General features: G+C 60.5%; 26 protein-coding genes. 7 read left to right on the plus strand and 19 right to left on the minus strand.

Going from position 1 to position 26,712, the window contains the following annotated elements:
* Positions 1 to 14 precede the first annotated feature (14 nt).
* The gene (locus tag VFI82_10420) at positions 15 to 602 is read left to right on the plus strand and encodes an enoyl-CoA hydratase/isomerase family protein (GenBank protein HET7185090.1); all 588 of its coding nucleotides are present in this window, start codon (positions 15 to 17) and stop codon (positions 600 to 602) included.
* A gap of 53 nt (positions 603 to 655) precedes the next feature.
* Here the strand turns inward: VFI82_10420 and VFI82_10425 are convergent, their stop codons facing one another.
* Both VFI82_10425 and VFI82_10430 read right to left on the minus strand, forming a co-directional pair.
* Entirely contained in the window at positions 656 to 1,327 is a 672-nt protein-coding gene (locus tag VFI82_10425) for an O-methyltransferase (GenBank protein ID HET7185091.1), read from the minus strand.
* A gap of 102 nt (positions 1,328 to 1,429) precedes the next feature.
* Positions 1,430 to 2,137, minus strand: coding sequence for a metal-dependent hydrolase (locus tag VFI82_10430; GenBank protein HET7185092.1), 708 nt, complete (start codon positions 2,135 to 2,137; stop codon positions 1,430 to 1,432).
* A gap of 204 nt (positions 2,138 to 2,341) precedes the next feature.
* On the opposite strand from VFI82_10430, the gene hpt reads away from it, so the two are divergent.
* Positions 2,342 to 2,890, plus strand: a complete 549-nt coding sequence (hpt, locus tag VFI82_10435) for a hypoxanthine phosphoribosyltransferase (GenBank protein ID HET7185093.1) — start codon at positions 2,342 to 2,344, stop codon at positions 2,888 to 2,890.
* 7 nt (positions 2,891 to 2,897) lie between these two features.
* On the opposite strand, the gene VFI82_10440 is transcribed toward hpt, so the two are convergent.
* The 3 genes from VFI82_10440 to VFI82_10450 all read right to left on the minus strand — a co-directional run bounded on the left by VFI82_10440 (position 2,898) and on the right by VFI82_10450 (position 4,655).
* Complete coding sequence (locus tag VFI82_10440) at positions 2,898 to 3,356, minus strand: GAF domain-containing protein (GenBank protein ID HET7185094.1); 459 nt, start codon at positions 3,354 to 3,356, stop codon at positions 2,898 to 2,900.
* 119 nt (positions 3,357 to 3,475) lie between these two features.
* Positions 3,476 to 4,291 carry a twin-arginine translocase subunit TatC gene (gene tatC / locus VFI82_10445; protein HET7185095.1) on the minus strand — a complete coding sequence of 272 codons (816 nt, stop codon included), beginning with the start codon at positions 4,289 to 4,291 and terminating at the stop codon, positions 3,476 to 3,478.
* Positions 4,284 to 4,655, minus strand: a complete 372-nt coding sequence (locus VFI82_10450; GenBank protein ID HET7185096.1) for a TatA/E family twin arginine-targeting protein translocase — start codon at positions 4,653 to 4,655, stop codon at positions 4,284 to 4,286. Before VFI82_10450 ends, tatC begins: the two co-directional genes overlap by 8 nt.
* Positions 4,656 to 4,949: 294 nt before the next feature.
* Here VFI82_10450 and VFI82_10455 point away from each other — a divergent pair, with 294 nt between their 5' ends.
* A complete protein-coding gene (locus VFI82_10455; GenBank protein HET7185097.1) occupies positions 4,950 to 6,554 on the plus strand; it encodes a S41 family peptidase in 1,605 nt (534 codons plus the stop codon).
* Between the two features lie 130 nt (positions 6,555 to 6,684).
* On the opposite strand, the gene VFI82_10460 is transcribed toward VFI82_10455, so the two are convergent.
* The 7 genes from VFI82_10460 to VFI82_10490 all read right to left on the minus strand — a co-directional run bounded on the left by VFI82_10460 (position 6,685) and on the right by VFI82_10490 (position 14,694).
* Positions 6,685 to 7,209: a response regulator gene (locus VFI82_10460; protein ID HET7185098.1), complete on the minus strand. Its 525-nt coding sequence runs from the start codon at positions 7,207 to 7,209 to the stop codon at positions 6,685 to 6,687.
* 309 nt (positions 7,210 to 7,518) lie between these two features.
* Entirely contained in the window at positions 7,519 to 8,016 is a 498-nt protein-coding gene (locus VFI82_10465; protein ID HET7185099.1) for a VOC family protein, read from the minus strand.
* 189 nt (positions 8,017 to 8,205) lie between these two features.
* Positions 8,206 to 11,343, minus strand: a complete 3,138-nt coding sequence (locus VFI82_10470; GenBank protein ID HET7185100.1) for an efflux RND transporter permease subunit — start codon at positions 11,341 to 11,343, stop codon at positions 8,206 to 8,208.
* Positions 11,340 to 12,620 carry an efflux RND transporter periplasmic adaptor subunit gene (locus tag VFI82_10475; protein HET7185101.1) on the minus strand — a complete coding sequence of 427 codons (1,281 nt, stop codon included), beginning with the start codon at positions 12,618 to 12,620 and terminating at the stop codon, positions 11,340 to 11,342. The genes VFI82_10470 and VFI82_10475 overlap by 4 nt, the downstream gene beginning before the upstream one ends.
* A gap of 55 nt (positions 12,621 to 12,675) precedes the next feature.
* Positions 12,676 to 13,296, minus strand: coding sequence for a TetR/AcrR family transcriptional regulator (locus VFI82_10480; GenBank protein ID HET7185102.1), 621 nt, complete (start codon positions 13,294 to 13,296; stop codon positions 12,676 to 12,678).
* A 195-nt stretch (positions 13,297 to 13,491) separates the two neighbouring features.
* Positions 13,492 to 14,121, minus strand: coding sequence for a CPBP family glutamic-type intramembrane protease (locus VFI82_10485; GenBank protein ID HET7185103.1), 630 nt, complete (start codon positions 14,119 to 14,121; stop codon positions 13,492 to 13,494).
* A 219-nt stretch (positions 14,122 to 14,340) separates the two neighbouring features.
* The gene (locus tag VFI82_10490; GenBank protein HET7185104.1) at positions 14,341 to 14,694 is read right to left on the minus strand and encodes a hypothetical protein; all 354 of its coding nucleotides are present in this window, start codon (positions 14,692 to 14,694) and stop codon (positions 14,341 to 14,343) included.
* A 165-nt stretch (positions 14,695 to 14,859) separates the two neighbouring features.
* Here VFI82_10490 and VFI82_10495 point away from each other — a divergent pair, with 165 nt between their 5' ends.
* The gene (locus tag VFI82_10495; GenBank protein HET7185105.1) at positions 14,860 to 16,473 is read left to right on the plus strand and encodes a tetratricopeptide repeat protein; all 1,614 of its coding nucleotides are present in this window, start codon (positions 14,860 to 14,862) and stop codon (positions 16,471 to 16,473) included.
* Positions 16,470 to 17,867, plus strand: a complete 1,398-nt coding sequence (locus VFI82_10500; GenBank protein HET7185106.1) for a nodulation protein NfeD — start codon at positions 16,470 to 16,472, stop codon at positions 17,865 to 17,867. The genes VFI82_10495 and VFI82_10500 overlap by 4 nt, the downstream gene beginning before the upstream one ends.
* Positions 17,868 to 17,891: 24 nt before the next feature.
* Here VFI82_10500 and VFI82_10505 read toward each other — a convergent pair whose 3' ends face one another.
* Complete coding sequence (locus tag VFI82_10505) at positions 17,892 to 18,902, minus strand: YncE family protein (protein ID HET7185107.1); 1,011 nt, start codon at positions 18,900 to 18,902, stop codon at positions 17,892 to 17,894.
* A 145-nt stretch (positions 18,903 to 19,047) separates the two neighbouring features.
* On the opposite strand from VFI82_10505, the gene VFI82_10510 reads away from it, so the two are divergent.
* A complete protein-coding gene (locus VFI82_10510) occupies positions 19,048 to 19,944 on the plus strand; it encodes a hypothetical protein (GenBank protein HET7185108.1) in 897 nt (298 codons plus the stop codon).
* A 97-nt stretch (positions 19,945 to 20,041) separates the two neighbouring features.
* On the opposite strand, the gene VFI82_10515 is transcribed toward VFI82_10510, so the two are convergent.
* The 6 genes from VFI82_10515 to VFI82_10540 form a co-directional block, all read right to left on the minus strand.
* Complete coding sequence (locus tag VFI82_10515; GenBank protein ID HET7185109.1) at positions 20,042 to 20,479, minus strand: DUF2203 domain-containing protein; 438 nt, start codon at positions 20,477 to 20,479, stop codon at positions 20,042 to 20,044.
* Between the two features lie 93 nt (positions 20,480 to 20,572).
* Positions 20,573 to 21,748 (minus strand): ABC transporter permease, encoded by a 1,176-nt coding sequence (locus VFI82_10520; protein HET7185110.1) that lies wholly within the window; start codon positions 21,746 to 21,748, stop codon positions 20,573 to 20,575.
* Entirely contained in the window at positions 21,745 to 22,887 is a 1,143-nt protein-coding gene (locus VFI82_10525; GenBank protein ID HET7185111.1) for an FtsX-like permease family protein, read from the minus strand. Before VFI82_10525 ends, VFI82_10520 begins: the two co-directional genes overlap by 4 nt.
* 1 nt (position 22,888) lies before the next feature.
* Positions 22,889 to 23,620 (minus strand): ABC transporter ATP-binding protein, encoded by a 732-nt coding sequence (locus VFI82_10530; protein ID HET7185112.1) that lies wholly within the window; start codon positions 23,618 to 23,620, stop codon positions 22,889 to 22,891.
* A 164-nt stretch (positions 23,621 to 23,784) separates the two neighbouring features.
* A complete protein-coding gene (locus tag VFI82_10535) occupies positions 23,785 to 25,014 on the minus strand; it encodes an efflux RND transporter periplasmic adaptor subunit (GenBank protein ID HET7185113.1) in 1,230 nt (409 codons plus the stop codon).
* Positions 25,015 to 25,146: 132 nt separating this feature from the next.
* Positions 25,147 to 25,713 carry a CHRD domain-containing protein gene (locus tag VFI82_10540; GenBank protein HET7185114.1) on the minus strand — a complete coding sequence of 189 codons (567 nt, stop codon included), beginning with the start codon at positions 25,711 to 25,713 and terminating at the stop codon, positions 25,147 to 25,149.
* A gap of 415 nt (positions 25,714 to 26,128) precedes the next feature.
* Here VFI82_10540 and VFI82_10545 point away from each other — a divergent pair, with 415 nt between their 5' ends.
* Positions 26,129 to 26,605 (plus strand): prepilin-type N-terminal cleavage/methylation domain-containing protein, encoded by a 477-nt coding sequence (locus VFI82_10545; GenBank protein HET7185115.1) that lies wholly within the window; start codon positions 26,129 to 26,131, stop codon positions 26,603 to 26,605.
* The last annotated feature ends 107 nt before the right edge of the window (positions 26,606 to 26,712 follow it).

Here is a 26,712-nt window from a genome sequence, read left to right on the forward strand (position 1 = left end):
GTGGTTCAATTTGCATGTCGGAAACTCACTACAACCTCGACGAGCGGGACAGCGCTACCGTCCTTCGCATCATTTCCCCCGATTCCACCAATCGCCTTACCCGCGCCTGCGTCCTCGCGCTCACTGGCGCCGTGCGAGACCTCGCTCGCGATCCGCGCCCCTTGGTCATCACCGGCAATCACAAGTTCTTTTCCGCCGGCGCCGATCTCGAAGAGATCGTCGCCCTCACCGGCCCTGCGGCCTACGAGTTTTCCCACATGGGACAAGCGCTGATGAACGAAATCGAATGCTTCCCCGCCCCCATCATCGCCGCCGTCTCCGGCTACTGCATGGGAGGCGGGCTGGACCTGGCGCTAGCCTGCCATAGGCGCATCGCTTCGCCTCATGCCGTTTTCGGACATCGTGGCGCCGCGCTGGGATTGATTACCGGCTGGGGTGGAACGCAGCGCTTGCCGCGCCTGGTCGGAAAAACGCGCGCCCTGCAGATGATGATCGAAGCCGAGAAGATCCACGCCCGCGAGGCCCTTCGCATCGGCTTGGTGAACGCAATCGAAGACGATCCGGTCAGTGCGGCGATCGAGCAGCTAGGGGCTAAGAGCTAGCAGCCAGGACGCGATTTCCTCGCGTGTGTGGATGAACCCGCTGACTGAATTCTCTACTGCTTCAACGCCACTGCCACTCCATCCCGCAGCGGCAGGATCGTTGGAAACAGTTCCTTGGATCCGTACAGCAACCTGTTGAACTCCAAAATCGCCCGCGTCGACTCCTCCCTCTCTTTATTGGCGGGATCGGCCACACGCCCGCTCCACAGCACATTGTCGGTCACGAACAAGCCTCCCCGGCGTATCCGCGGCACAGCCAGCCGGAACACCTTGGGGTAGTCCTCCTTGTCGACGTCGTTAAAGATGATGTCGAACGGTTCCAGGTTCTGTTCCGACAGAATCTCCAGCGCGTCGCCAACCTTGATTTCGATCCGCTTCTCCACCCCGGCTTGCTCGAAATTCTTGTATGCCTCCATGGCGCGATTGGAGTCGCCATCGGTGTACACCACGTGCCCTTCTTCACCCACTCCGAGCGCCCACCAGATTGTCGAATACCCGATCGCGGAGCCCATCTCGAACACGCGGCGCGCCCCGCTTAACCGCGCCAGCATGTACAGCAACCGGCCCACGGCCGGTCCTACAATCGGGATGTCGCGCTTCGCCGCTTCTTCTTCCATCTTGCGCAGCACCGGATCGCTTTCCGGCAGCAACGAATAGATATAGTTGTCCACGGCTTCGCCGGTGACTCCGCCCATCGCCCACGACGGCCGCTTTGTCTTATTCATAATCTCCCTTGCTCAACCAGTACCTCGGTGTCCAAACGTACCTGGTACTCAGGTACTTCTGCACAAAATTTCCAATTTTCAAATTTCCAATTTCAAACTCTTTCACCCGATCGTCTGCCCGGGTTTCATCTCCAACACATCCCAGGCGGCCTCCGAAGTCAACTTCTTGAACTGCGACGCCGTTCCTGTCAGCGCCGGAAAGGTTCCGAAGTGCATCGGGATCACCGTCTTCGGCCGCAGCAATTGGCACGCATAGGCCGCCTCTCGAGGCGACATGGTGTAAAGGTCTCCGATCGGCAGCATCACGATTTCCGGGTGATACAGTTCATGAATGATGCGCATGTCGCCGAACACGTTCGTGTCCCCCGCGTGATATAGCTTCAGCCCGCTGTCCAGTTCGATGACGTATCCGCAGGCCTCGCCGCCGTAAATGATGGTTCCGTCATCTTCCTGGATGCCGCACGAGTGCTGCGCCTGCACCATCGTGACCTTCACTCCCGCCACCTCCTGCGTTCCTCCCTTGTTCATTGGCAAGACATGCTGGGCGCCCTTCTTCTGCATCCACAGCGCCAGCTCGAATATGCCCACCACCTTCGGGTTGTGCTGCTTTGCGATCGACACCGCGTCCCCGATATGGTCCATGTGGCCGTGCGTGCACAGCAGCGCGTCCACTTTCTTAATCTTCTTTTCACTGTCCGGGCATGACGGATTTCCCATCACCCAGGGATCGATCAGGATGGTGCTCCCTCCGCTCTCCAGCCGGAACGTTGCATGTCCCAACCACGTCAGCTTTGCGCCTTTCAAGTCCATGATGGCTGCCTTTCTGCCGTATCAGATGCAAACGAGGCCGAAGAATTCTACCAGCCTGCATTCAATCTCGGGAGCGGAGCGAAGGGGTCGATGCATTTCGCAGAGCCTTTTCCGCCGTGTTCCTCTGTTGCCAAATAAAATATTTCTCCTTTCCGCCGTGTTCCTCTGTGCCCTCTGTGGCCAAATATGTTGTAATACCCGTCCATGCCCACGCCCACTGCCGTGACTCCACAGCTGAGAACGCTCTTCACCCGGGACCAGATCGCGCGCCGCGTCAGCGAAATGGCGGCGGAGATCACCCGCGACTTCGCCGGCCAGTCCATCATCTTCGTCGGCGTTCTCAAAGGCGCCTCGATTTTCCTGGGCGACATTGCCCGCCAAGTCAAGCTGGACGCGACCTTCGACTTCATCAGCGTCGCCAGCTACGGCGCCGGCACCCGCACCAGCGGTGAAGTCAAGATGAATAAGGACGTGGATTCTTCCATGGCCGACAAGAACGTCATCATCGTCGAAGACATCCTCGACACCGGACTCACCATGGGATACCTGCGCAAGCTTTTCCTCGCCCATCAGCCGCGCAGTCTGAAGGTGGCCGTGCTGCTCGACAAAGCTTGCCGCCGCATCGAGCCCGTCCAGGCCGATTACGTGGGCTTTGTCATTCCGGATGAATTCGTGGTGGGATACGGCATGGATTACGGCGAACGTTATCGCAACCTGCCCGACATCTGCGTTCTGCCGCCGGAATTGCAGTAATAACTTCTTACTTACAGATCAGGGCGCCAATCGCGTCTGCCACGCGTTGCAGTACTTCGATTTCGTATTCCATGAAGTTGAAGGCTTGCGCCGAATGCATTTCCACTACGCCCCGCGGCTGCGAGTTCAGCGTCACTGGGGCGGCCACGAAGGCGCCGATTCCGCTCCCACGGCAGGCCTCTGCATTGAGGCGCTTGTCGGAAATCACATCCTCGCAATCGATGAGTTTGGCGGATTGCAGGCATTGTTCCCGCAGGATCGCAATTGGATCTTCCGCGCTGCGACCTTGGATTGCCAGCCCGGCGCTGGCACGCAGGGCGCCCGGGCTGCCGGCGTTCAGGGTGGCGACACATCGGTCGGCGCGCGTCGTGGTGCAAAGGTACTCCACCATCGACTGCAATGCCCTGCGGTCTTGCTCAGCCTGTGAGCCTTCTTCGAACTCAGGCTTGGCGCTGGTTGCTTCCATATCTCGGCGCCAGAGTAGGACAATCGTCTTCGCTTAGCAATAATTTCATGGGTTCGGCGCGTGCTCGTTCCGCCGGGATGGAACAGCCCCTCAACGGGCTGGATGCGTGATTGCTTTCCTTACTCTGCCGGCGTACTGGCCTGTTCCGCTTCACGGCGCGAGCGTCGCCGCTTCGGGCTCACCAGCCAGGCGATGAAAATGCTCGCCACGTACAGCGCCACCATCGGGGCCGCGAACAGGCACATATTCAGGATATCGGTGGTCGGTGTGACGATCGCCGCAATGATGAAAATGACCAGGATCGAATAGCGCAAGTTGCGCCACATCCATCCCGCGCTTACCACTCCCATCAGCGCCAGGAAGAACACCAGGATCGGCATTTCGAAGATAATGCCCAGCCCGATGATGATGGTCAGGAACAGGTCGGTATATTCCCCGATCGTGATCATGGGCTGGAATTGCGCGCCGTAACCGATCAGGAAATCCAGCGCCGCCGGGTACACCATCTTGTATCCGAACAGCCCGCCGCCGATGAACAGCCCTACCGAGGAAAACATGAAGGGCAGCACGTAGCGCTTCTCGTGGCGGTAGAGGCCAGGCGCGACGAACGCCCACACCTGGTAGAGCACGGCCGGCGAGGCCACGAATACTCCCGCGATGAACGCCACCTTCAGGTACATGTTGAACGGTTCGGTCGGGTTCAGGTACACCAGCCGCTCGGCGAGGTGGTGGTTGCGCAGCGCCTCCATGATCGGCGCCTGCATATAACCGTAAATCCGCTCCGCGTAGTACCAGCAGGCAAAGAAACCGGCCGCCACGAACAGCAATGACCAGATGATTCTCCGCCGCAGTTCCTCCAGGTGATTGAGGAAGCTCATGCTCGCCATTTTTTCGGAAACGGCTCGCCGTGCCGCGGCGGGATTGAAATCAGACATCGGCTGCCTTGGCCTGTCCAGGATGCTCCGCGTCGGTTGGAGCGCGCTCGCCCCCAAGCGCGACTTCCGCCTGCTCCGTGCGCGCGCGATCTTGCACGGTCACCGCCAACGCGTTGCTTGCGCTGGAATTCGGTACACTTTCTTGTGGCGGTAGGATCTGCGGCGTCGCCTCGCGCTTGGTGGCTTCTTCCAGCTCCAGGTTGCGGATCTCGCCTTCGATCTGCGACTTGAACTCGTTGCTGGCGCGCTTGAACTCGTTCATCGCTTTCCCGATCTGCTTGCCGATTTCAGGCAGCTTCTTGGGCCCGAAGATAATCAGGGCCAGCAAGAAGATAAAAATCATTTCGGGAAGGCCGAGGTTCATAGCTCCCATGATACTGCGGGCTGCCGCGCCCGGTCTATGGCGACCTGGCGCGATTTGGCATGGCTGGCGCGCTCGCCCTCGAGCTCGACTCCCGCAGGCCCTCCCGTGCGACTTGGAGCGCGCTCGCCCTCGAGCGCGGCGGGTACCCCCGGGGACAATCGCTACGCAGAGCGTGGTACTTTCGTGATTACACAGGGACCAAGGGCGGCAAATCCCTCAAAAAACCCATGTTATACTTTCAGCAGCTCACGGTGAGGACAACTTCGTTATTCAGCCGCACCGTACAGGATTTCTATGCTCCGTGGTGCTCGCCGCTCCATTCTGCTGGTCGTTCTGGTCATTCTGACTTGTGGTTTCATGGGCGCCCTGTTCGGTCAGCGCGCTGCCAGTTCCCAGCCGGCCTCCGATTCCGACGTCCGCGACAGCCTGCGCGCCTTTTCCCAGGTTTATGACGTCGTCGAGCAGAACTATGCCGAGCCGGTCAATGCCGATAAAGCCATCTTCAATGGCGCCATTCCCGGTATGCTGCGCGTGCTCGATCCTCACTCCAACTTCTTCGATCCCAAGTCTTACTCCTTGCTCCGGGAAGAGCAGCGCGGCAAGTATTACGGCGTCGGCATGTCGGTTGGCCCGCGCAACAACAAGGTTATCGTGCTTATGCCCTTCGTGGGCACTCCCGCGTACAAGGTCGGCATCCATCCCGGTGACGTGATCGCTGCCGTCGACGGCAAGCCCACCGACAATCTCAGCACCAGCGAAGTCGCCGACATGCTGAAGGGACCGAAGGGCACCCAGGTGCGCATCACCATCCTGCGTGAAGGCGCTCCCAAGCCCATGGAATTCACCGTCACCCGCGACGAGATTCCCCGCTACAGCGTGGATCTCCATTTCCTCATCCGTCCGGGCGTCGGATATCTCCATGTCACCGGCTTCCAGGAGACCACCGAAAAAGAAGTGAGTGATGCCCTGGCGCAGTTCGGCGATCTCAAGGGCCTGGTTCTCGACCTCCGTCAGAACCCCGGCGGTCTGCTCAGCGAAGGCGTCGGCGTGGCCGACAAGTTCCTGCCAAAGGGCGCCGTCATCGTTTCGCACCATGGCCGCTCATCGCCGGAAAAGATCTATCGCGCCAGCCATGGCAACGGCGGCCGTAATTACCCCATCGTCGTGCTGGTCAACAAGGGCACCGCTTCGGCCGCGGAAATCGTAGCCGGCGCCATCCAGGACCACGACCGCGGCCTGGTCATCGGTGAGAACACGTTCGGCAAAGGTCTGGTGCAAACGGTTTATCCGCTCTCGGAGAACACCGGCCTCGCTCTCACTACCGCCAAGTATTACACCCCGAGCGGACGCCTCATCCAGCGCGACTACAGCAGCGTCTCGCTCTATGACTACTACTACAACCGCGAACCCTCTGATCCCAACAACGGCGGCCGCGAGGTCAAGATGACCGACGGCGGTCGTCCCGTCTACGGCGGCGGCGGCATTACCCCCGACGTGAAAGTCCCGGCCATCAAGACCACCCATTTCCAGGACACGCTGCTCCAGCACTACGCATTCTTCAATTTCGCCAAGCACTACCTCATCAACCGGCATATCCCGAAGAATTACGAGGTGGATGACCAGGCCATGATGGACTTTCGCAACTTCCTCACTGACCAGAAGATTCCGTGGTCGGAAGCGGATATGGCGCCGGTCAGCGATTGGCTCCGCGCCAGCATCAAGAGCGAAATGTTCATCGACGAGTTTGGCCAGATCGAAGGGCTGAAGGTTCGCGCCGAAGCCGATCCCCTGGTGCAGAAAGGGCTGGAACTGCTGCCCAAGGCCAAGGAACTCGCTGACAATGCGCGCCGGACGATCGCCGATCGAAATAGCGCGCGCGCCAACGCACCTTCGAACTAATTACCGTTATCGGTTTTCGGTTTTGGAAAAAAGAAAAGGCACGGATCCCCTCCGTGCCTTTTCTGTTCGGCCAAAAACTGAAAACCGAGACTTCAACCGAAAAATCGTTAACTGATAACGACTACCACTTTCACGCCGCCACGTGGTAATCCGCAACGCACTTGCGTACTTCTTCCAGAACTTCGCCGTAATTCCATTTGCAGGCGACACCGTGCGCCCCTAATTGTTCCAGATACTCCACTGCAAACGGATGTCGCGGCACCGTATGCATTACTACACATGGCGTCCACGACTGCCCTTCGCGCAGCAGCTTGAGGACGCGCTCGCAGTTCAAGTCCGGCGGATGATCTCCCACCAGCAGCACATCAAAACGTGTTTCCTCCATCAACTTCAGGGCGTCCGTCAAATTCCAGGACGTCGTGGTTTCGTATCCTTCTTCCTCCATGACCTGTTGCAAAGCGATGAGTACCGATTCGTCGTTGTCCACGATGAGCACTTTTTGGCGCTGCTGGCCCATGGGATTGGCCTCCTCTTCATCGATTTCACCTGCGCAGGCGGAAAGCCGGACCGGGACCCGCAACAGCGGCCCGCAGAACACACAGGGATTATTAAGAATCGCGCAACCGAGACAATCGCGCTGGAAGATGGTGCGCATGGGCTCTATCCCCTCGCAGGACAGGTACCCGGCTCACCTAAAGCATACTCCCGCCGCCGCCCCAATTCAGCCATTACTTCGGTTTTGCAGCCGGTTCATCCCGAATTAGAAAGCTAGTTGCATTTCGGGCTTCCGCCCGCACCGGTTTTCCAGGCGTCCGGACCAGCGTGTTGCTGCTTCTGTCTCTAAGTTCCGCAATCCCGCAGTTCTGCAATCACCCAATTCCGGAGTCAATGAACGCAAACAAGCAAAGCGACTCTTAGTCGCCTTGCTTGTCTTGTAGTCAGAGCGCTGCGCGCCAATCATCGGCTACGCCGATTTCTTCTGCGTCCTCATGCTTTCCCAGAACGCCTTGGAGCGCTGCTCGACTTCCTGCTTGGTCAGGATCTCCTTGCGCGTCGCGACCCCCCAGGTGTGTCCAAAAGGATCCGTGAATGAGCCATAGCGATCGCCCCAGAACATGTCGGCAACCGGCATGGTTTCCTTCGCGCCTGCTGCAATCGCTTTCTTGAACGATGCATCCACGTCGGGCACATAAAGGTTCAGGGTGGAGGTACACGCCCCCACAGTCTGGGGAGATTTCGGGCAGCCCGGAGCGCCCGGGAACTCGTCGGCCAGGAAGATGATCGAATCGCCGATCTTCAGTTCCGCGTGTCCGATCTTGCCATCGGGACTCGCCATGCGCGCCAGTTCCTGCGCGCCCAGGGCCTTCTTGTAGAACTCAATCGCTTCGGCTGCCCCGCGAATTACAAGGTGCGGCGTGACGGTGTGAAATCCCTCGGGAATCGGTTGCACTGTTTCTGCCATGGTTCCTCCTTCGAAAATTTTTTCCCATCTTCCGCTAAGCGGCTAAGGTTTTAAATATCGGAGGGACGAACTGTGCGCGCGGGAAATTATACGAGCTTGCGACGCCCGCGGAGCATTGAGCCAACGATTTTACAATTTCCTGATGTGCACTATTCTTTAGGCAGGGTGCAGAACGCCGGCACGAGTGACTTAATCGGCGCTCACTGCCTCTCGCGCCGCTTCTTCTACGCTTTCCGCTTCCCGCTTTTTGAACCGCTTCCGCGACCATTGCTGCACCCGGTCGAGATAGATGTAGAAGACCGGAGTGATGTACAGCGTCAGCATCTGCGAGAACACCAGCCCTCCCACCACCGCCAGTCCCAGTGGACGCCTTGATTCCGCTCCTGCCCCGAAGCCCATGGCGATGGGCAGGGTGCCCATCAGCGCCGCCATCGTCGTCATCATGATCGGCCGGAACCGCACCAGGCACCCGTAGTAGATGGCGTCGGCTGCTGTTTTGCCGGCATTGCGCTGCGCATCCAGCGCGAAGTCGATCATCATGATGGCATTCTTCTTCACGATGCCTACCAGCATGATGATTCCCACAAACCCGTACAAATTCAGGTCCAGGTGAAACAACTTCAGCGTGAGCAGCGCGCCCACGCCGGCGGCGGGCAGCCCGGACAAAATCGTGATCGGGTGAATGAAGCTCTCGTACAAAATTCCGAGCACGATGTAGATCACTAGGATGGCCATCATGAGCAGGATACCCATGCCTTTGAACGATGACTCAAAGGCCTGCGCCGCGCCCTGGAAGCTGGTGGTCACGCTCTCCGGCAGCACGCGGCGCGAAATCCGGTTGATCTCGGTGACCGCGTCGCCCAGCGCCACGCCCGGCTTGGTATCAAAGGAAACCGTGACCGCCGGCAACTGTCCCAGGTGATTGATCGCCATCGGGCCCAGGTTACGCGTGATGTTGGCCACCGTGTACAGCGGCACCAGTTGCCCGTCCTTATTGCGGATGTACAGCAACGACAGCGCTGACGGGTCCATCTGGTACTTCGGCTGCAGCTCCATCACCACCCGGTAGGCGTTGTTGGGGGCGTAGATGGTGGAGATTTGCCGCGAACTGTAGGCCGTATACAGCGCGTCTTCCACCTGCGTCGCCGTCACTCCCAGCTTCGCCGCCTTGTCGCGGTTGATCTCGATATTCACCTGCGGATTCTTGATCAGCAGGTCGCTGGTCACGTCCTGCAGCACGGGACTCTTGCGCAGCTCAGCTTCCAGCTTGGGCGCCGCCTCGTACAGGTCCTTGGTGTCCGGGCTCTGCAGTGTGTACGCATACTGGCTCTTGGTGAGCTGCCCGCCGATGCGAATCAGCGGCGGGTTCTGCAGGAAGCTCTGGATGCCAGGAACCTTTGCCAGCATCGGCCGCCAGCGCTGCATGATTTCGTCCACGCCCGGGCGCTGGCCCAGCGGGACGAAACGCGCCACCAGAAATCCCTGGTTTTGCGCGCCCCGCGGCACCGCCGAGAACATGGTGTTGATGTACTTGCCGTCGGGTGAGTCCAGCAGTGCACGCGCTACCGCCACCTCGTGCGTCTTCATGTCCTCAAAGGAAATGCCCTGCGCCGCCTCGGTGAAAACGTAGATCTGTCCCTGGTCTTCGCTGGACAGAAATCCCTTGGGAATGGTGACGAACAGGTAGCCGGTGGCGACCAGCACCAGGGCTGAAACCCCCATGACCGTGAGCTTGTGCCGCAGCACCGCCTGCAACGACTTGTCATAGACGCGCAGCATGCCGTCGAAAACCCTCTCCGACATCATGTACAGCTTGCCGTGCTTGACCTCGGCGTAAGGGCGAAGAATGCGGCTGCACAGCATCGGCGTCAGGCTCAGCGACACCACGCCCGACACCAGGATTGCCGCCCCGATCGTGACCGCGAACTCGTGCAGCAACCGCCCCACGATCCCGCCCATGAACAGCACCGGGATGAAGACCGCCGCCAGCGAGAGCGTCATGGAAACGATGGTGAACCCAATCTCGCGCGATCCGCGGAATGCCGCCTGCATCGGCTTCTCGCCCTGTTCCAGGTGGCGCACGATGTTTTCCAACATCACGATGGCATCGTCCACCACGAAACCCACCGAGAGGGTCAAGGCCATCAGCGACAAATTGTCGAGCGAGTAGTCCAGCGCATACATCACCGCGAACGTTCCCACCAGCGAGAACGGAAGCGCGAGGCTGGGAATAAAGGTCGCCGACAGGTTGCGCAAGAACAGGAAGATCACCAGGATCACCAGGATGAGCGCCAGGAACAGCGTGAACTTCACGTCATCGACCGAAGCCCGGATCGTCTTCGACCGGTCGTAGAGAGTGTCCAATGAAACCGAGGCCGGTATTTGCGCCCGGAAGGACGGCATCAGCGCGTTGATGCTGTTGACCACCTCCACCGTGTTCGTGCCCGGCTGCTTCTGGATGGCCAGCACAATGGCCCGGTTCAGCTTGTGCTGCGGCCCGGCGTACCAACTCGCGGTCTTGTCGTTCTCCACGCTGTCGAAGACATCGCCCAGTTCGCCCAGGCGCACCGGATTTCCATTGCGGTAGGCGACGATCAGCGGACGGTACTGGTCTGCATTCGTAAGCTGCCCGTTGGCCTGCACCGTGAACGCCTGCCGGCTGCCCCACAAAGTGCCGGTCGGCAAATTGACGTTGCCGTTCTGCACCGCCTGGTTGACTTCATCGATGCCGATCTGGTGCGCTGCCAGCTTCTTGGGATCCAGTTGTGCCCGCACTGCGTACTTCTGCGCGCCGTAGACGAACACCTGCGCCACGCCGCTGACCATGGAGATGCGTTGCGCCAGCATCGTCTCCGCATATTCGTCAACCTCGGACAGCCGCAGCGTAGGAGAGCTCACCGACAGATACAGCACCGGCTGGTCCGCCGGATTGACCTTCTGATAAGTAGGAGGAGAAGGCAGGTCCTGCGGCAGGTCTTTGGCCGCCTTCCCGATCATCGCCTGCACGTCCTGCGCCGCGGCGTCGATGTTGCGGCTGAGGTTGAACTGCAGTGTGATCGACGTCGAGCCCAGCATGTTGGTCGACGTCATCTGGTCCAGCCCGGCAATGGTGGAGAACTGTTTCTCCAGCGGCATCGCCACCGCGGACGCCATCGTGTCCGGACTCGCTCCCGGCAGTCCGACTTGCACCTGGATGGTCGGAAAGTCTACGTTCGGCAGGTCGCTCACCGGCAGCGAGCGATACCCCATCACTCCAAACAGGAGGATAGCCAGCATGACCAGCGTGGTCATCACCGGGCGCCGGATACATAGTTCCGCGATGGTCACAGTCCGCTACCCTGCCGCGCAGGCCGCTGCCCGGCGCGCGATGCGGTCCCTCGCTTCGCTCGGGATTTCGGCAGCGGGCTTCCATCCGCCACGGCGGGCTCACGCCCGCTAAGCACCTCAACTTCCGCGTTGCTGGCGGCATTGGCCGGTTTCGACAGCGCCACTTTCTTGCCCGGCGTCAGACGCACCTGCCCGTCGATCACCACCTGGTCGCCCGCCTGCACCCCGGACGTAATCACCGAATCGCTTCCAATCACTCGCGAGACCGTCACGTTCCGCAGTTCCGCCGTGTTGTCCGGCTTGACCACGAATACATACTGGCCATTTTGTCCTGTCTGTACCGCCGCGCTCGGCACTACGACTGCGTTCTTTTGCGTGCTCAACGTCATGCTGACGTCGGCAAACTGGCCCGGCCACAAGCGCCGGTCGAGATTGCTGAATGTGGCTTTCAACTTGATGGTGCCGGTCGCCGCGTCCACCGTGTTGTCAATGAAGGTCAGCACGCCTTCTGCCGGCTTAGGCTCGTTCGGCACCCGCACCTCCACCGACAGCTTGCGGTTGCCTTCGTCCCGCTTGATCTCCGGCAGGTACATCTCCGGCACGGCGAAGGTCGCGTAGATCGGCTGGATTTGATTAATGGTCAAAATGTTAATGTCATTCGCCTTCACCACGTTTCCGCGGTGCACCATCAGGTTTCCCGTCCGCCCGTCAATCGGCGAATAAATCGTGGTATACGTCAGGTTGACTTTCGCCGTTTCTACCGCGGCCCGGTCCGCCTCCACCGCCTGTTTCAGCGCGTCGGCCGCCGTCGTTACCTGGTCGTACTGCTCGCGCGAAACCACGCCTTCCTTGAAGAGAGCCGCATAACGGGTCGCCTGCGCCCGGGCGTTGGCTTCCTGCGCCAGGTCGCGCGCCAAGTTTCCCTGCGCCTGCGCCAGCGCCGCCTGGTAGGGCCGTGGATCGATCACGAACAGCAGATCGCCCTTCTTTACGTCTTTTCCTTCGGTGAATCCAACCTTGGTGATCTCGCCCGCGATCATCGACTTCACCTGCACGTTGGAGTACGCCTCGACCGTGCCCACCGCCTTGACCTCTACCGGGACGTCGCGCTGCACCGCCGCCGCCACTACCACCGGTGCCGCCATTTCCGCCGGCGGTCCAGCTTTACTCTTACCGCACGCAGTCATTGCTGCGATGAACGCCAACACCACCGCGAGTGCCCAGGGTTGTCGTGTGCCCTTCCCCGCGTTCCTTCCGCCTCGAATGAGTTCATTCATGATGATTGACAGTTTTCCCGGCTCTCGATAATCGTTACCTGGTACTGGTCACCCGCTACTGCTTAGTCTTTCCCCGCTCTATCCCGGTCAACCACAGGTCCACCATCGCCTCCGCCACACGATGTGGATCGAATGCCTGCACCCGCTTCCCCCCGAACAGCTCCTGAATTTGAAAGTGATACACCAGCATGCCCAGGAATCCGCGCGCTGCCAGCGCCGGATCCACATCGCGAAACCGGCCTTCGGCAACACCGTGGCGGATGTAATCCGCCAGCACTTCCAGATATTGCGTTACGTGGGTGCGGAAAAAACGATGCGTCAGTTCGTGGTTCTCCAGCGCAGTGTAGAGCAACAACCGGCTGAGCGTGACATCGCGGCTGAGCAGTTCCTCGGCGATGGCGGTCAGCAGTTCCCGATCGCTGCCTCCGGCCGCCAGCTTCGCTTCCAGGCGTGCACGCCCGCCGCGAACCTGGATCTGGTTCTCGATGACCGCCCAGTACAGCTCTTCCTTCGTCGCAAAGTGACGAAATATGATCGCTTCGTTGACGCGAACTTGCTGGGCGATCTGGCGCGTCGTCGTTCCTTGGTATCCCTGCCGGGCGAATAACTCGGTGGCCAGTTCCAAGATCTGCTGACGTCGCTCCTCCGCTGGAATTCTCACCTGGGAGGTCGACATTGTAAGTACCCGCTTACCTTTTAACCGACGTACGTCGCCATGTCAATTGGAAACCGGTTCGGCGGGGACAGGCTGCGGCGAAACCGCGACTTCCTTCCTCCTCAGATACTGCTCGGGATTGGCGCTGGGCCGCCGTAGCATCAAGCGGTTCGCCGTGCGTTGCGCTTTGTAAGCCTCGCGCCGGTCGTTTTCCGGCTAGCGCACGACGAAATTCAGGTACGAAATCCCAACCCGCATGTGCCGTATCCAAACATCGGGCACCGTAATCGCCAGCGATAGACCCAGCATCGCGTGGGCGATTCCCAGCGGGTAAATATTCCGGTAACGCCGGAACACGGTCACGAAAAATATCGACGCCACCAGCGTTCCCGCCATCAGCACCGGATTAGGGAGATGCGCGAAGCAGAACAGCGCGGCCGCCGCCCACAGTGCTCGCTCGCTGTCGCCCAGCAATTCTTCAAAGTTGAGGTAGAAAAAAGAGTTCAGGATGAACTGCTGCATCAGCGCCCAGATGGCGTATCCGCTGGAATGCCAGAGCGGCGGGCGCGCACCGAACAGGCCGCGCAGCGTGCCTGCTTCCCACCCCAGAAGCACAATCACTGCAGCCGCCGCCATAGCCAACGGAATCGCAATCAGCGACTTGGTGAATCCCTTCCTGGCCAGCCCCAGGTCGCGAGCTGTACGCCGGTTTACCAGGGTCGCGGCCACGATCCACACCGCCGTCCCGAGCGCGAACATCCGCTGCGTGTGCCCGGTGGTCCACAACGATGCCTCCAACAGGCCATAGGCGACGACCGTCTCCGTCCATACCCAGGTGCGGTTCAATGTCATTTCAGTGTAAGGCGGAAACGTGGAGCACGACAGTGACGGCGGAGTCATGGTGCGGTTACCTAAGTGGCAGGGTGCTTCTATTGTCCACTGTATGCAGCAGATAAAAAAGGGATGGTTGCCCGCAGGCCCCATCCCTATTTTTGCGAAACAGCCCGCATCCAGCTATTCAGAGTAGTTGCCGACTCGAACAGTTGCCTGCGGAGCCGATAGCCCTTACTTACGTTTGCGCGACGCGACGCCGAGTCCGATCGAACCCAGGCCCAGCAAGCCGATCAGCGGCAGGGGCGAAGCGGTTTGCGGCAGGCCGCCGCGGCTCTTCTTGCTCTTGGTCGCGGTCGTGTCGCTCGCATTCGCGTTCTGATCGCTGGAACTGGTGGCCGCGTTGCCGGCGTTCTGGTCCGTGGTGGTTGTCGTTGTCGTCGTCTGGTTATTCTGGCTGGACGAAGGGTTCTGCGAAGAGCTGGCCGCGTTCTGGTTCGGGCTCGAGGTGCTCGAGCTGCTGGTCTGCGCCACTGCCATGCCCACCGCGAAAATTACTACGACTAAGAGAAGCAGAATCTTCCTCATTTTTTCTCCTCAGGTTTGTGGGATTTTCCGATACCGTCTTTAGACCTCCCACGTCAGGGCGGGGTTTGCTACCGCCGGCCTGAATTCGAGAGCTGCCGGCCGTGGTTGCTTCCGCTTGGTTGCGGCGCTTTTTTCCTTCTGTGCAGCGGCTATAATCGAGGTGACTTGACCTGCTTCTCGCGTATTTTCGCCCTGATTTTGGTGCTGCTTCCCCCGCTCGGCGCCGGCGCCCAGACGCGTCCGGCCAATCTTTCAGCCCAGACCCTGCTCGTTCTTCCCTTTGAAAACGAATCCAAGGCGCCTGGTCTGGAATGGATCAGCGAATCGTTTCCTGAGCTCCTCGGGCGACGGCTTGCCTCCCCGCAGCTGTATATCTTGTCGCGCGAGGACCGCAACATTGCCTTCGACCGCGCCGGCATTCCCGCCAACGTCCATCTTTCGCACGCCACGCTTTATCGCATCGCCGAGCAGATGGACGCCGATTTCGTCGTGCTCGGCTCCTACAGCTTCGACGGCCAGACCTTCACCGCTCGCGCACGATTGCTGGACATGAAAGCGCTCCGCCTCTCTGCGGAACAAAGCGAATCCGGCGCCCTCGTCAAGCTCATCGACGTCCAGAGCGCCCTCGCCTGGGACCTGCTGCGCCTTATCCATCCTGAACTGCTGCCTTCCCGCGACCGCTTTTTGGCCTCCGCGCCTTCCATCCGTCTCGATGCGTTGGAAAACTACGTTCGCGGCGTGGTTGCCACCTCGCGTCCTGACAAGATCCGGCGCCTTCACGAAGCCATCCGCCTTAGTCCCGATTACACCCTCGCCATGCTTCAGCTCGGCCGCACCTATTTCGACGGACGAGACTACGAGCAGGCCGCCACTTGGTTTGGCCGCGTTCCCCACAACGATCCCGGCGCCCGCGAAGCCGGCTTCTATCTCGGCCTGGCCACTTACTACCTTGGCGATTTCGCCAGGTCCGAAGAGGCGTTCTCTTTCGTAGCGTCCCGTCTGCCGCTCACCGAGGTTTTCAACAATCTCGGCATCGTTGCCGGACGCCGCGGCAAGCGCGCCGAGATCGAATATTTGCAGAAAGCGGTCAAGACAGATCCCAACGATCCCGACTACCACTTCAACCTCGGCATCGCGCTCTACAAGGCTGGGGACATCGCCGGCGCCACGCGCCAGTTAAGGGATACGCTGGGCCTGCATCCGGCGGATTCGGAGGCCAAAGCGCTTCTCGATAGCATCGCTCTCGCCGGCGTCACCCGCGGTTCCGATCCCAGCGGAGTCGCGCGAGTCTCCGATGCGGGTCGCGCCAAGGTTCCACTCCAGCGCATCAAGCGCAATTACGACGAGACATCGTTCCAGCAACTGGCGCTCGAGATTCAAAACGCCACCGAGCAGCGCCTCTCCCGGGCTGACCCGCGCACTCATGCCGCGTTTCACGTCACCCGGGGCCGCGAGTACCTGGCGCAGGGCTTCAAGGCGGAAGCCGAACGGGATTTCCGCGAGGCGGTTCAACTCGACCCCACCAGCGTCGAGGCGCATCTCGGACTCGCCTATTGCCTGGAGGACATCAGCGATGCCTCGGCGCGTGCCGAGGCGGAGACCGCCCTCCGTCTGCAGCCTATTTCCACCGACGCACTGCTGGTCCTCGCCCGTCTCGACCTGAAATCCAACCAGCGCCAGGCCGCCGAAGAGACCGTGGATCGCGTGCTCGTGCTCGAACCGAACAACTCCGCCGCGCTCGCCCTCAAGCGCACCATTGCAGAAAAGGAATTGAAATGAAGACTGCGGAAGTCAGAATGAATGGCGAACTCACTTCTCGCTCTCACCTCGGTCCTAACGGAGCGGTTATACGTCAATCGTCATTCTTCTTGACTGTGCTGCTGCTCCTGTCCGCCGCCGTCACGGCCCGCGCCGACGTCCTCCGACTCGACATCAACGACACCATTCACCCCATCACGCTGGAATACATCACCCGCGCCATTGAAACCGCCAAGACCGAGCACGCTGACGCCATCCTCATCCGCCTTTCTACGCCCGGCGGCCTGGCTGAATCGACGCGCGAGATCATCCAGCAAATCGTCGCCTCGCCCGTGCCTGTCATCATTTACGTCGGCCCCAGCGGCGCGCGCGCCGCCTCGGCCGGCTTCTTCATCCTGGAATCCGCCGATGTCGCTTCCATGGCCCCCGGCACCAATACCGGCGCTGCCCATCCGGTGACGATCGGTGGCGGACAGCCCGACAAGATCATGTCGGAAAAAATCGAGAACGATTCCGCCGCCCTCATGCGTTCCGTGGTCGCCAAGCGCGGACGCAATGTTGAGATCGCCGAGAGCGCGGTGCGCCAATCCAAGTCCTTCACCGATCAGGAAGCGCTCCAGGACAAGCTCATCGACCTGGTCACCCCCAACGAGCGCGATCTCCTCACTCAGCTCGATGGCCGCACCATCACCCGCTTCAATGGCGACAAGCTCACTCTTCATCTTGCCAACAAGCCAGTGCGCCAATTCGACATGACGCTCAAGCAGCGCATCCTCGCTTACCTCATGGATCCCAACATCGCCTTCGTGCTGCTCGCCATCGGGCTGCTGGCGCTCTACGTCGAATTCAACCACCCGGGCGCGGTCGTACCCGGCGTGGTCGGCTTCTTCTTCGTTGTGTTGGCTGTTTTTGCCCTGAATATCCTGCCGGTGCGTTACGCCGCGCTTGCTCTCATCCTGGTCGCGTTCGTCTTCTTCGCTCTGGAGGCGAAGTTCGCCTCGCACGGCATCCTCACCATCGCCGGCATCGTCTCTATGGTGTTGGGCGCTCTGCTGCTGGTGGATGCGCCGATCCCGCAGATGCGCGTCCGCCTCTGGACCGCCCTCGCCGTCGCCGTTCCGCTCGGCCTCATCACGACATTCCTGATGGGTATTGCGCTCAAGGCCCGCCACAACAAGATCGCCACCGGCGTGCAAGGCCTGATCGGCGAGATCGCCATCGCGCGCACCGTGCTGGCGCCGCAGGGCAAGGTGTTCGTGCACGGGGAATTGTGGAACGCTATCTCGTCTGCTCCGGTTGAAGCCGGCGCTGAGGTCCGCATCCGCGCCGTCTCTGACCTCCACCTGGAAGTTGAGCCCTTGACCGGCATCGAGCGCAACCCGCGCCAATACGTCACACCCTTCGCCAAGCCCTGATTAGCCGCGCGGTCGGCGCTCGCTTCACTGTTCGGCGTCGTACACGACCATTCTCGCCACTGGTCTTCCCTTCTCCTGTTCTTCCGGTGCATAAACGCGGTGCGTTCGTGGATCGACGGCAATGCTGTGCACCTTGCGTTCCACCGGGAAGTCTTCCAACTTCCGGTAGTGGTCGGCGTCGTCCTGTTGGATCACGGCAATCGCTCCGCTATAACACGCGACATAAATGCGGCGCAGCCCCGGGTCGAACTTCACGACATCGCCCCCGGCCGGAATCGCGAGGGTCGCGATTGCCTTGTGCTTTTCCAGGTCGAAGACTGCCACGCGGTCGTTGCCCTCGCACACCAGGAATGCGCGCCGGCGCTCCTGGTCGAGCGTAATCCCGTGATTATCCTTGCAGTCCGGGACCGGATAGCGCGCTGTAACGGTGTCGCTTGCCGGGTCAATCTCCGCGATCGTGTCCTGGTCCTGCAGATTGACCAGCACCTTCCTTGATATCGGGTCGTACACCGGCGTGCCCATTTCGCTCTCGAAGCGCATTGTCTTGACGACTTTGTCGGTGGTGACGTCGATCACCGATTCTGTTTTCCCGCGCTCGTTCGACACATAAAGCTTGTGGAACGGGGCAGCGTAGGTGCTTCCGTCGGGCTTGTCGTCCACCGCAATCTTCGCCGTCACTTTCATCTGCTTGAGGTCAACGACGCCCACCTTGTTCTCATACCAGTCGGAGGTGTACGCCTTCTTCAGTTCCGGGACATATTCAACTCCCTCGCTTCCGGGTAGATCGGGAATCGATTGCACCACGCGATTGGTCTTGAGGTCGATCACGTACAGCAGTCCGGCCCCGAGGTGGGACGCCAGAAGGTAGTTGTCGTCAAAGTCGATCGTCATGTAGTCAAAGCGTTTTCCGACCGGACCCGGAAGATCGATGACGGCGACTCTTTTCAGCGTCGTCCCCTTGCTCGGGCGCTGCGAGTACCCGGGAACCGCCAGCGTCAGCAGGATGAGAGCAAGAAGTGTCAATCTGTGTTTCATTGGTTTCGCACAATTCCGGCCCGCGTCACGAATCCTACGCTCGCAGGTTACTTTCGGCCAATGGCTTCGAGCCGCACAGCGTTACACCTTCGCGAATTTCATGCCCCCCGCAAAGTCGATAAGCTGTAGCTTTGACGAGGGTGAAATGTCGATATCCAAAAAGAATCTTCTTGTGTGTGCCGTTCTATTCGTGACCACAGCCGCCATCGCGCAGCGCAGCCCCAGTCCAGCCCTGAACCAATCGGGACTTTACGAGTACACCACCCTGGGCGCGGGGCACGATTCCTCCGCCGGATGGTCCAGCGTAATGAGTTCGGCCGTCGGCTATAGCTTTACTCCGGCTGTCTCCATCGAGGCGGGCATCCCCTTTTACCTGGTGACGACCACGCAGGCGCTATCCACCACCGGCGCCACCAGCACTACGCATGCTGGTTCACTGGGCGATGTCTTCCTCAATCTCAACGCCCACAAAGATTCCAGCGCGATTAACTATGCCACCGGCCTCACCTTCACGGCGCCTACCGGCGACACCAGCACGGGCGTCAGCACCGGGCGCGCTACCGCGACTTGGAATAACCGCCTGGAGCACGGCTTCGATCACCTCACGCCTTTCGGCGAAGCTAGCCTGGGCAACAGCTTGACGAGCACTCGCCGCTATCGCCGCGACTACACCACCTTGGGTGCTGTATCCGAATTTCGCGGCGGAGTTGGTATCGACTTGCTCAAGAACCTGGGTTTGGAGACATCCGCCTTTGCCGACGTCGGCTACGGCAACCAGAAGATCTTCAGCCGAACCGTTCGCAAAGGCGCCCTCGGAGTTGCAGGGGTTCCCAAGCACAACCGCGCCTTCGACACTGCCTATCTGACGACTGGCACGGCCAGCCTGGTCAACGACAACGGCCTCACTGCCGACCTGTCTTGGAATCCGACCGCGCGCCTGAATTTTGACTTGGCGTATAACCACAGCCTGCATTTCGCGACCGACTCGGTTTCGGCCGGCATCGGCTTCCGCCTCGGACACGTTGCTGCGAAGCCCCGCTGACGCAATGATTCGCGCGTTAAGCGGCTTCCGCTGAGTGTAGCGGCAGAATATCGGCGGATTGAAATCAGCCGCTACGCAAGAACAGTCTATTTTGTGTTTAGTTGGATTTGCCCTTAGCCCGGGCGATGCGTTGGTCGATGGGCTTGCGGCCGGCGAAACCTTCCTCGACCCCGTGCCAGTGCGTGATGCGCTCTTCGCCCAGCTTCCAGCACAACAGGATGGTCTCACCCTCAACCACACAGGGAAAATCCAGCAGGCCGCTGTCCATGTCCTTCACCTGTACGCCGGTGGACTCGATTTCGGCGAGCGAGTCCTTGATCTGCTGCAACGACTTGTCGCTTTCGGCGCGGCGGCGGGCCAGCGCGACGACATCGACTTCCAATCCTCCGCTGAGAAAAATGCGGTGGTTCAGCTTCTGGAACTCCGCCTCGATCTCCTCCACCCGCTGCTTGGCTTCCATGCCGCGGCGGAGGAGGGATTGGAGCACCGGCAGCAGCGCGTGCGCTTCGTCGAGACTAAAGGTGCGTTTGGACACGAAAGGTAGATTAACACTCGCCGCGTACTTTGGAACCGGCGGCTTTGGGCGGCACTACCCAAATCCATTTATGAGATAACTTCGCCCCTCCTACTACAACTCGCGCAATGCAACCGCCACCCGGGCGCGGGCGGCGCGGAATGCGGGGGGAACTCCGCCGACGATGCCCATCAGCAGCGCAAAAATTACTCCGCCCGCCAGCAGTGCGGGGGTGACCCGAAACGCGAACGCCATGTGCGAAAACGTTTGCCAGTTCATTGTCCCGGTAGTCAGCCCGTTAAGCGGCAGGACGGCAAGGCAGCCCAGCACGCCGCCGACGAGCGCGATACACAGCGCTTCAAAAACGAAGGACGACACCACGCTGCCCGCCCCAAATCCCAGGGCGCGCATGGTGGCAATTTCGCGGGACCGCTCCGCCACTGCCGAGTACATGGTATTGAGCGCGCCAAACACCGCGCCTACGCCCATTACCACCCCCACCATGGTTCCGAGCACCAGGATCAGGCGCGTGAGCGTGCGCGATTGCTTGTCGTAGTATTCAATCTCGCGGTCCACTTGCACCGTCAGCCGCGGGTCGGAGGTCAGCGCATCCTTGAATTGCCCGAGCGCTTGCGGCGACGTCAGCCGCACGGTGACCGAGGATGAATTGCCCGGCGGACGTTTGTAGACGTCGCGCACCACCTTGGCATCAGCCCAGATTTCGGAGTCGAAGGCGCTGCCGCCGGCGTCGAAGACGCCGACGACCCTCCACGTGCCGCCACCGAACTTAACCGTGTTACCCAGATCCAAGCCGGTATAAGTGCCGGCTACGTAGCGGCCTATCACCAATTCGTTAAGTCCCGGCTGGAACATGCGCCCGGAAACGATCTTCACGTTATCGCGAACCTGCAGGGCGGTGGGAGAGACCCCGCGCACCTGGACGTTGGCGTCGGTGCCGGTCGCGCGCAGCGGAAAGGCCGCGATGACGACGGTTTCCGGGCTGACCAGCGGCCCTGACGCGCCGCGCTCCACCCCGGGCGCGTCCTGGATGATGTTGAGGTGGTCCACCGAGACCGCGCTCATCAACTCCGAAGTCGATCCGGCGCGGCTGACGATGGCGTTCCGCGGCGAACCGGAGGAAACCAGCGTTGCCTTGAATCCCTTGGCCAGAGCCAGCATGGCTACGAATACGCCGACTGTGCCGGCGATCCCCAGCACGGCCACAACCGTCGAACTCCAGCGCACACGCAAGCTGCGCAGGTTGTAGGTGAGTGGGATGGCCAAGCTCACACCCTCCTCAACGCGTCTACCACGCGCAGGCGCATGGCTGTCAACGCGGGAATAATTCCACCCAGGATCCCGATCGCCAGCGCCAGAACGATGCCGAGCGCCGCCGCGCCCGTCTTCAGATAGAAAAATGGAAGCAGTCCGCGCGTCGGATCTCCGCCCAGGGTGAGCAGCTTCGCCAGTCCGATGCCCAAGCTTCCGCCCACCAGCGCCAGCAGCAAGGCTTCGGCCAGCACGAGCGCCAGCACGAAGCCATCGGAGTAGCCGACTGCTTTCAGCACCGCCAGTTCGCGGATGCGGTCGCGCACGGCGATCGCCATGGTGTTGCCAGTCACCAGCAGGAGCGTGAAGAAGACCACGCCGCCGATGCTTAACATCAGGAACTCGATATTGCCGGCTTGCTTGGCGAAACCTGTGGCAAACGCCTTTTCGGTTTCGGTCTTGGTTTCCCAGGGCGAGTTGCTGAAAACCTCGTCAATCGTCTTGGCGGCCGGAAGCGCGCGATCGGGACTATCGATCTTCACCGTGTACCAGCCCACCAGCCCGTGCCAGTACTGGTTCTGCCGCTCCTCCAGCAGCTTGTAATGAAACCAGAACTGCGTGGGATCGTCCCCCTGCCGGCTGCCGTGATAGATGCCTCGCACATTGAACTGCCACGTGCCCGGAAAGATGGTGCCCTTGATGGGAACACGGTCCCCGATCTTCCAGTGAAAGCGCTTTACCAGGTCCTCTCCGACAATGGCGCCTTCGCGGTCGGCGACAAACGCCTTCCACTGCTCCTCCGGAACCACAAACTCGGGAAAGATCTCGCGGTAGGTTTCCGTGTCAATGGCGAACTGCGGGAAGAAGTTGCGCTCGTCCTGGTACACGCCCCCGAACCAGTTGGCGTGGGTCACCGCTTTCACGCCGGCAACCTGCATCAGCCGTTCCTTGTAGGAACTCGGAAGCGGCTGGATGATGGAAACCTTATTCACCACCACCAGGCGGTCGGTGCCCGCAACATCCAGGCCCTGGTTGAATGCACTGCGGACGATCGCCAGCAGCCCGAACAGAAACAAAGCCACCGCGAACGAACCGACGGTCAGCGTGGTCCGGATCTTCTTGCGCCACAGGTTCGAGAACAGAAGATGGCGGTATTTCATCTCAGCTTCTCGTCATTTTTTCCGCCCACCGTGCTTCCTCGAGCACGCCTTTGTTGAGGTGCAGAACAGCGTGAGCGCGCTCGGCGGCGGCAGGGTCGTGCGTGACCAGCAGCACCGTCTTCTTGTGTTCGCTCACCAGGCGCATCAGCAGGTCCATGATCTCGTCGGCGCTTTTGCGGTCCAGGTCGCCGGTGGGCTCGTCGCAGAGCAGGAAGGTAGGATCGGCGACGATGGCACGCGCGATCGCAACCCGCTGCTCCTGCCCGCCTGAAAGTTGTCGCGGAAAGTGTTGCATGCGATCGGCGAGGCCCACCACCTGCAGCGCTGTTTCCACGTGCCGGCGGCGCTCGGCTTTTGAAAGTTTCGTCAACAGCAGCGGCAGTTCCACGTTCTGGAACGCGGTCAGCACCGGGATGAGGTTGTACATCTGGAAGATGAATCCAACGTGGCGCGCCCGCCAGTCGGTAAGCTTGCCCGCCGACATGTGCGTGATCTCGTCTCCGGCCACGGTGATGCTTCCTGCGGAGGGCAGATCCAGCCCGCCCAGCAGGTTCAGCAAAGTGGTTTTGCCCGAACCGCTAGGGCCCATGAAGGCGACAAAATCGCCGGCGTCTACGTCCAGGTTCAGTCCTTGCAGTACGTGAATTTCCTCGCTGCCGCGCTGATACTTTTTGTCCAGCCCGCGTACGCGGACCAGGCTGTTCCCATCGCCGCGGCCGTCAATCCTGACCATCGGTGGCTCCCTCTGTGCTCTGCCCGTGCGTGCGTGAAACTCGAAACGTGAAACGTAGAAGTCTGACGCTTTCCCCACTCAAGCCAAGAGAAAGCTTGAGACGTTCTTGCCCGCGCTGTTCTCGTTAAGCGTGAAACTTCACGCAAACTGTCGCTAATGTGCAGTTACTTTTTTATGGTGACCCGGCTGCCGTCCTTCAACCCCTCCGCCCCACTGACCACTACCTGGTCGCCGTCGGAAATCCCAGCCAGGATGATCTGCTCCTCGCCTCGCGTGCCGCCGGAGCGGATGGCGCGGCGCTCCACGTGCCCATCTTTATATACGAACACCGCCCGGCCTTCGTCGCGCAACGCTGATTTCGGAATCACGACCTGCGGCTGAGCCGGCTGCGACGCACTCGGCGCGTCCTCCAGGAATGCTACTTTCACTCCCATGTCCGGCAGGATGCGTGAATCAAGCTTATCAAAAGAAATCCGCACCTTGACCGTTGCCTTCTGTCGGTCGGCGGTAGGAATGATCGTTCGCACTTTGCACGGAATTTTCCAGTCGGGATAGGCGTCCAGCGTTGCCGTGACCGGCTGCCCGGGAATCACCCGCGCGATGTAAGACTCGTTGACGTCCACCTCGATCTCGTTGGAGTTCATGTCGACCACGGTGGCGATGCCGGTGCGCGTGAAGCCCCCGCCGGCCGATACCGGCGAAACCATTTCTCCTACCTGCGCGTCCTTGGAAACCACCAGGCCGTCGAACGGAGAGCGAACCGTGCAGTTATCGAGGTCCTGCCGTGCCACCTGGATGCGGGCGTCGGCAGCCCTGATTTGCTCCTGGGCGAGGGAGATCTTCGCCCGATAGCTGTCGGCCGTGGTGCGAGCCAGGTCGAGCGCCTGCTGGCTGCTTACGCCGCCGCTTTTCAGGCTTTCCGTGCGGCGCAATTCGCGGTCGGCATTGGCCAGGTTGACTTCCAGGTCGCGCAAGGCGGCCGAAGTCGCGTTCCGGTCGGCGATGGCCGATTGCAGACGAACCCGGGCGTCGGAATCATCCAGCAGCGCCAGCACCTGCCCTCGCTGCACCCGCATGCCCTCGTCGGCATACATCGTGGTAACGCGAGCGGTGATCTTGGCGGCCACAGTAGCGCGGCGGCGCGGCGTGACGTAGCCACTGGCATTCAGCAAAGCTACCCGCTCGCCGGGGCCTGTCGTGGTATGTGCGACAGCCACTTGCACCGCCGGCGTCTTGCTCTGCACCGATACCACAACCGCCAGCAGCAGCAGGATCGCTCCCACAATGGCGGCGAACCAGCGCAAGAACTTCTTGCCGCCGCGACCGGCTCGGGCCCGGTCTTCGATCCTGAGCGTTGACAGGTCTGGACGTGTCGACCCCGAAGCGGGCGCCATGCCACAAGTCTCCTCAGTGTTCCGTACACACGAGGATTACACGGCTCTGCGGACCTTGCAACCGGGTCGGAACCGAAGGCAGCAGTTCCAGATCGAAATCAGTAACTCCGGAATCCAACGCGCTTGACGTCATCATTTTTCGCCGAGATCGTCGCGCGACTCTTCGCGGGAAGCTTTGCGAATTTCGGCGCGAATTTCGCCTGCGGGGAAATTCACGGTGTGGATATTCCCATATGCCGCGTCGGCGAACAGCGCATCCGTCACGGCATCAAAATCTCCGGCGCTGACGTTTTGGCCGGGAATCGCCCTCACGCTGGCGGGCGTAATGGTTCCCGTGACTGTTCCTGCGACCGTAGGACAAGTCGGAGTTCCCGCCGGGCCGTTATTCAGGTTCGTGCACAAGAACACCATGATCCCGCCCGGGGTGTGGATTCTGCCGAAATGGATGTGAGACTGCGAGACGTTGGCGCTCAGGCCTGAATAAGTCAACTCGTAGCTGATCGTCTGCGCGTCCTTGTCCAACTCGAGCTTGAGTGTACCTTTGCCCTCGGAGAGAATGGCTCCGGTTTCATTGTTGAGCGCACCAAGCTCGTTAAAGCCCGAAAATTTGCCGGAAAACTTCTGCGCACTCGCTGGAGCTAACGACAGAACGAGCACGAATGTGGCCAGAAACACGCCCGTGAAAACTTTTCGACACATGGCTTTCCCTCCGGTGGATTTCTTGTTTCGTGCCCCAAGGCGCACGGAGTATATATCAGGCGAACATGCAAGTTGTCGTGGCTAGGGGCCACTCGCCACCCTGATGGGATGAACCGCGCTCTTCGCTTTTCGCTCAAATTTACGACGCATCAAATTTATTCCGCTCCTTAGTCAAACTGAGATTGCGATGGCATTAATGCGCCATCTTCTGACAAAAACTGTCAATAAGCCTGCATTTCCGTCTTCAATCAAATGCGCGGAAGCTCGCAAACTCGGCCGCTCATCCCTGCAAGTCTTCTTGAATCATCAGCTCCGGCGGGGACCTCTTCCGGCACTGGGTCACGCCCTTTGCGGCCTATGGCGTGCATTGTTATTCGAGGAACCGGAAGGTTCCTGGAAGAAAGAGGTTTTGATCATGCGCAAACAGAAAGGTTTCTCACTGATCGAGTTGCTGATCGTAGTGGCGATCATCCTGATCATCGCCGCCATTGCCATTCCCAACTTGCTGCGCTCGCGCATTGCCGCCAATGAAGCTTCGGCAGTGGGCTCGATTCGTACTATTAACACCGCGCAAGTCACCTTTGCTTCTACCTATCCGAACCACGGCTTTGCCGCTTTGACCGATCTCGGCCCGCCGAGCTCGGGCTCGGTTGGCGACACCGGCGCCGGCCTGCTTGATTCCGTGTTGGCGAGCGGTACCAAGAGCGGTTACGTGTTTTCCGTCGTAACCAGCGGCGCCCCCAGCGGCGGCGGCGCGGCAACGATCTATACCGTCAACGGCGACCCCCAGAACTCGCAGACCGGTCAGCGGCACTTCTTCAGCGACCAGTCGGGCGTGATCCGCTTCAACGTCAGCCAGACCGCCAGCGCCAGCGACAGCCCGCTGCAGTAAACAGGAATCTAGCGTTTCTGTTTGTGCACTGCCTCGGGTAGCATGACGACAGGAGCACCGGACATTCCGGTGCTCCTTTTCCTTGTGAACACCGCGCTGCACCCGAT

It is taken from the genome of Terriglobales bacterium (assembly GCA_035691485.1).
Classification (GTDB): Bacteria; Acidobacteriota; Terriglobia; order Terriglobales; family Acidobacteriaceae; genus JAIQGF01.

Excerpts from the sequence above, each read along its gene's own strand:
- VFI82_10420 (HET7185090.1), top strand. The coding sequence starts at position 15 with ATGTCGGAAACTCACTACAACCTCGACGAGCGGGACAGCGCTACCGTC.
- VFI82_10425 (HET7185091.1), bottom strand. The coding sequence starts at position 1,327 with ATGAATAAGACAAAGCGGCCGTCGTGGGCGATGGGCGGAGTCACCGGC.
- VFI82_10430 (HET7185092.1), bottom strand. The coding sequence starts at position 2,137 with ATGGACTTGAAAGGCGCAAAGCTGACGTGGTTGGGACATGCAACGTTC.
- hpt (HET7185093.1), top strand. The coding sequence starts at position 2,342 with ATGCCCACGCCCACTGCCGTGACTCCACAGCTGAGAACGCTCTTCACC.
- VFI82_10440 (HET7185094.1), bottom strand. The coding sequence starts at position 3,356 with ATGGAAGCAACCAGCGCCAAGCCTGAGTTCGAAGAAGGCTCACAGGCT.
- tatC (HET7185095.1), bottom strand. The coding sequence starts at position 4,291 with ATGTCTGATTTCAATCCCGCCGCGGCACGGCGAGCCGTTTCCGAAAAA.
- VFI82_10450 (HET7185096.1), bottom strand. The coding sequence starts at position 4,655 with ATGAACCTCGGCCTTCCCGAAATGATTTTTATCTTCTTGCTGGCCCTG.
- VFI82_10455 (HET7185097.1), top strand. The coding sequence starts at position 4,950 with ATGCTCCGTGGTGCTCGCCGCTCCATTCTGCTGGTCGTTCTGGTCATT.
- VFI82_10460 (HET7185098.1), bottom strand. The coding sequence starts at position 7,209 with ATGCGCACCATCTTCCAGCGCGATTGTCTCGGTTGCGCGATTCTTAAT.
- VFI82_10465 (HET7185099.1), bottom strand. The coding sequence starts at position 8,016 with ATGGCAGAAACAGTGCAACCGATTCCCGAGGGATTTCACACCGTCACG.
- VFI82_10475 (HET7185101.1), bottom strand. The coding sequence starts at position 12,620 with ATGAATGAACTCATTCGAGGCGGAAGGAACGCGGGGAAGGGCACACGA.
- VFI82_10480 (HET7185102.1), bottom strand. The coding sequence starts at position 13,296 with ATGTCGACCTCCCAGGTGAGAATTCCAGCGGAGGAGCGACGTCAGCAG.
- VFI82_10490 (HET7185104.1), bottom strand. The coding sequence starts at position 14,694 with ATGAGGAAGATTCTGCTTCTCTTAGTCGTAGTAATTTTCGCGGTGGGC.
- VFI82_10500 (HET7185106.1), top strand. The coding sequence starts at position 16,470 with ATGAAGACTGCGGAAGTCAGAATGAATGGCGAACTCACTTCTCGCTCT.
- VFI82_10505 (HET7185107.1), bottom strand. The coding sequence starts at position 18,902 with ATGAAACACAGATTGACACTTCTTGCTCTCATCCTGCTGACGCTGGCG.
- VFI82_10510 (HET7185108.1), top strand. The coding sequence starts at position 19,048 with ATGTCGATATCCAAAAAGAATCTTCTTGTGTGTGCCGTTCTATTCGTG.
- VFI82_10525 (HET7185111.1), bottom strand. The coding sequence starts at position 22,887 with ATGAAATACCGCCATCTTCTGTTCTCGAACCTGTGGCGCAAGAAGATC.
- VFI82_10530 (HET7185112.1), bottom strand. The coding sequence starts at position 23,620 with ATGGTCAGGATTGACGGCCGCGGCGATGGGAACAGCCTGGTCCGCGTA.
- VFI82_10535 (HET7185113.1), bottom strand. The coding sequence starts at position 25,014 with ATGGCGCCCGCTTCGGGGTCGACACGTCCAGACCTGTCAACGCTCAGG.
- VFI82_10540 (HET7185114.1), bottom strand. The coding sequence starts at position 25,713 with ATGTGTCGAAAAGTTTTCACGGGCGTGTTTCTGGCCACATTCGTGCTC.
- VFI82_10545 (HET7185115.1), top strand. The coding sequence starts at position 26,129 with ATGCGCAAACAGAAAGGTTTCTCACTGATCGAGTTGCTGATCGTAGTG.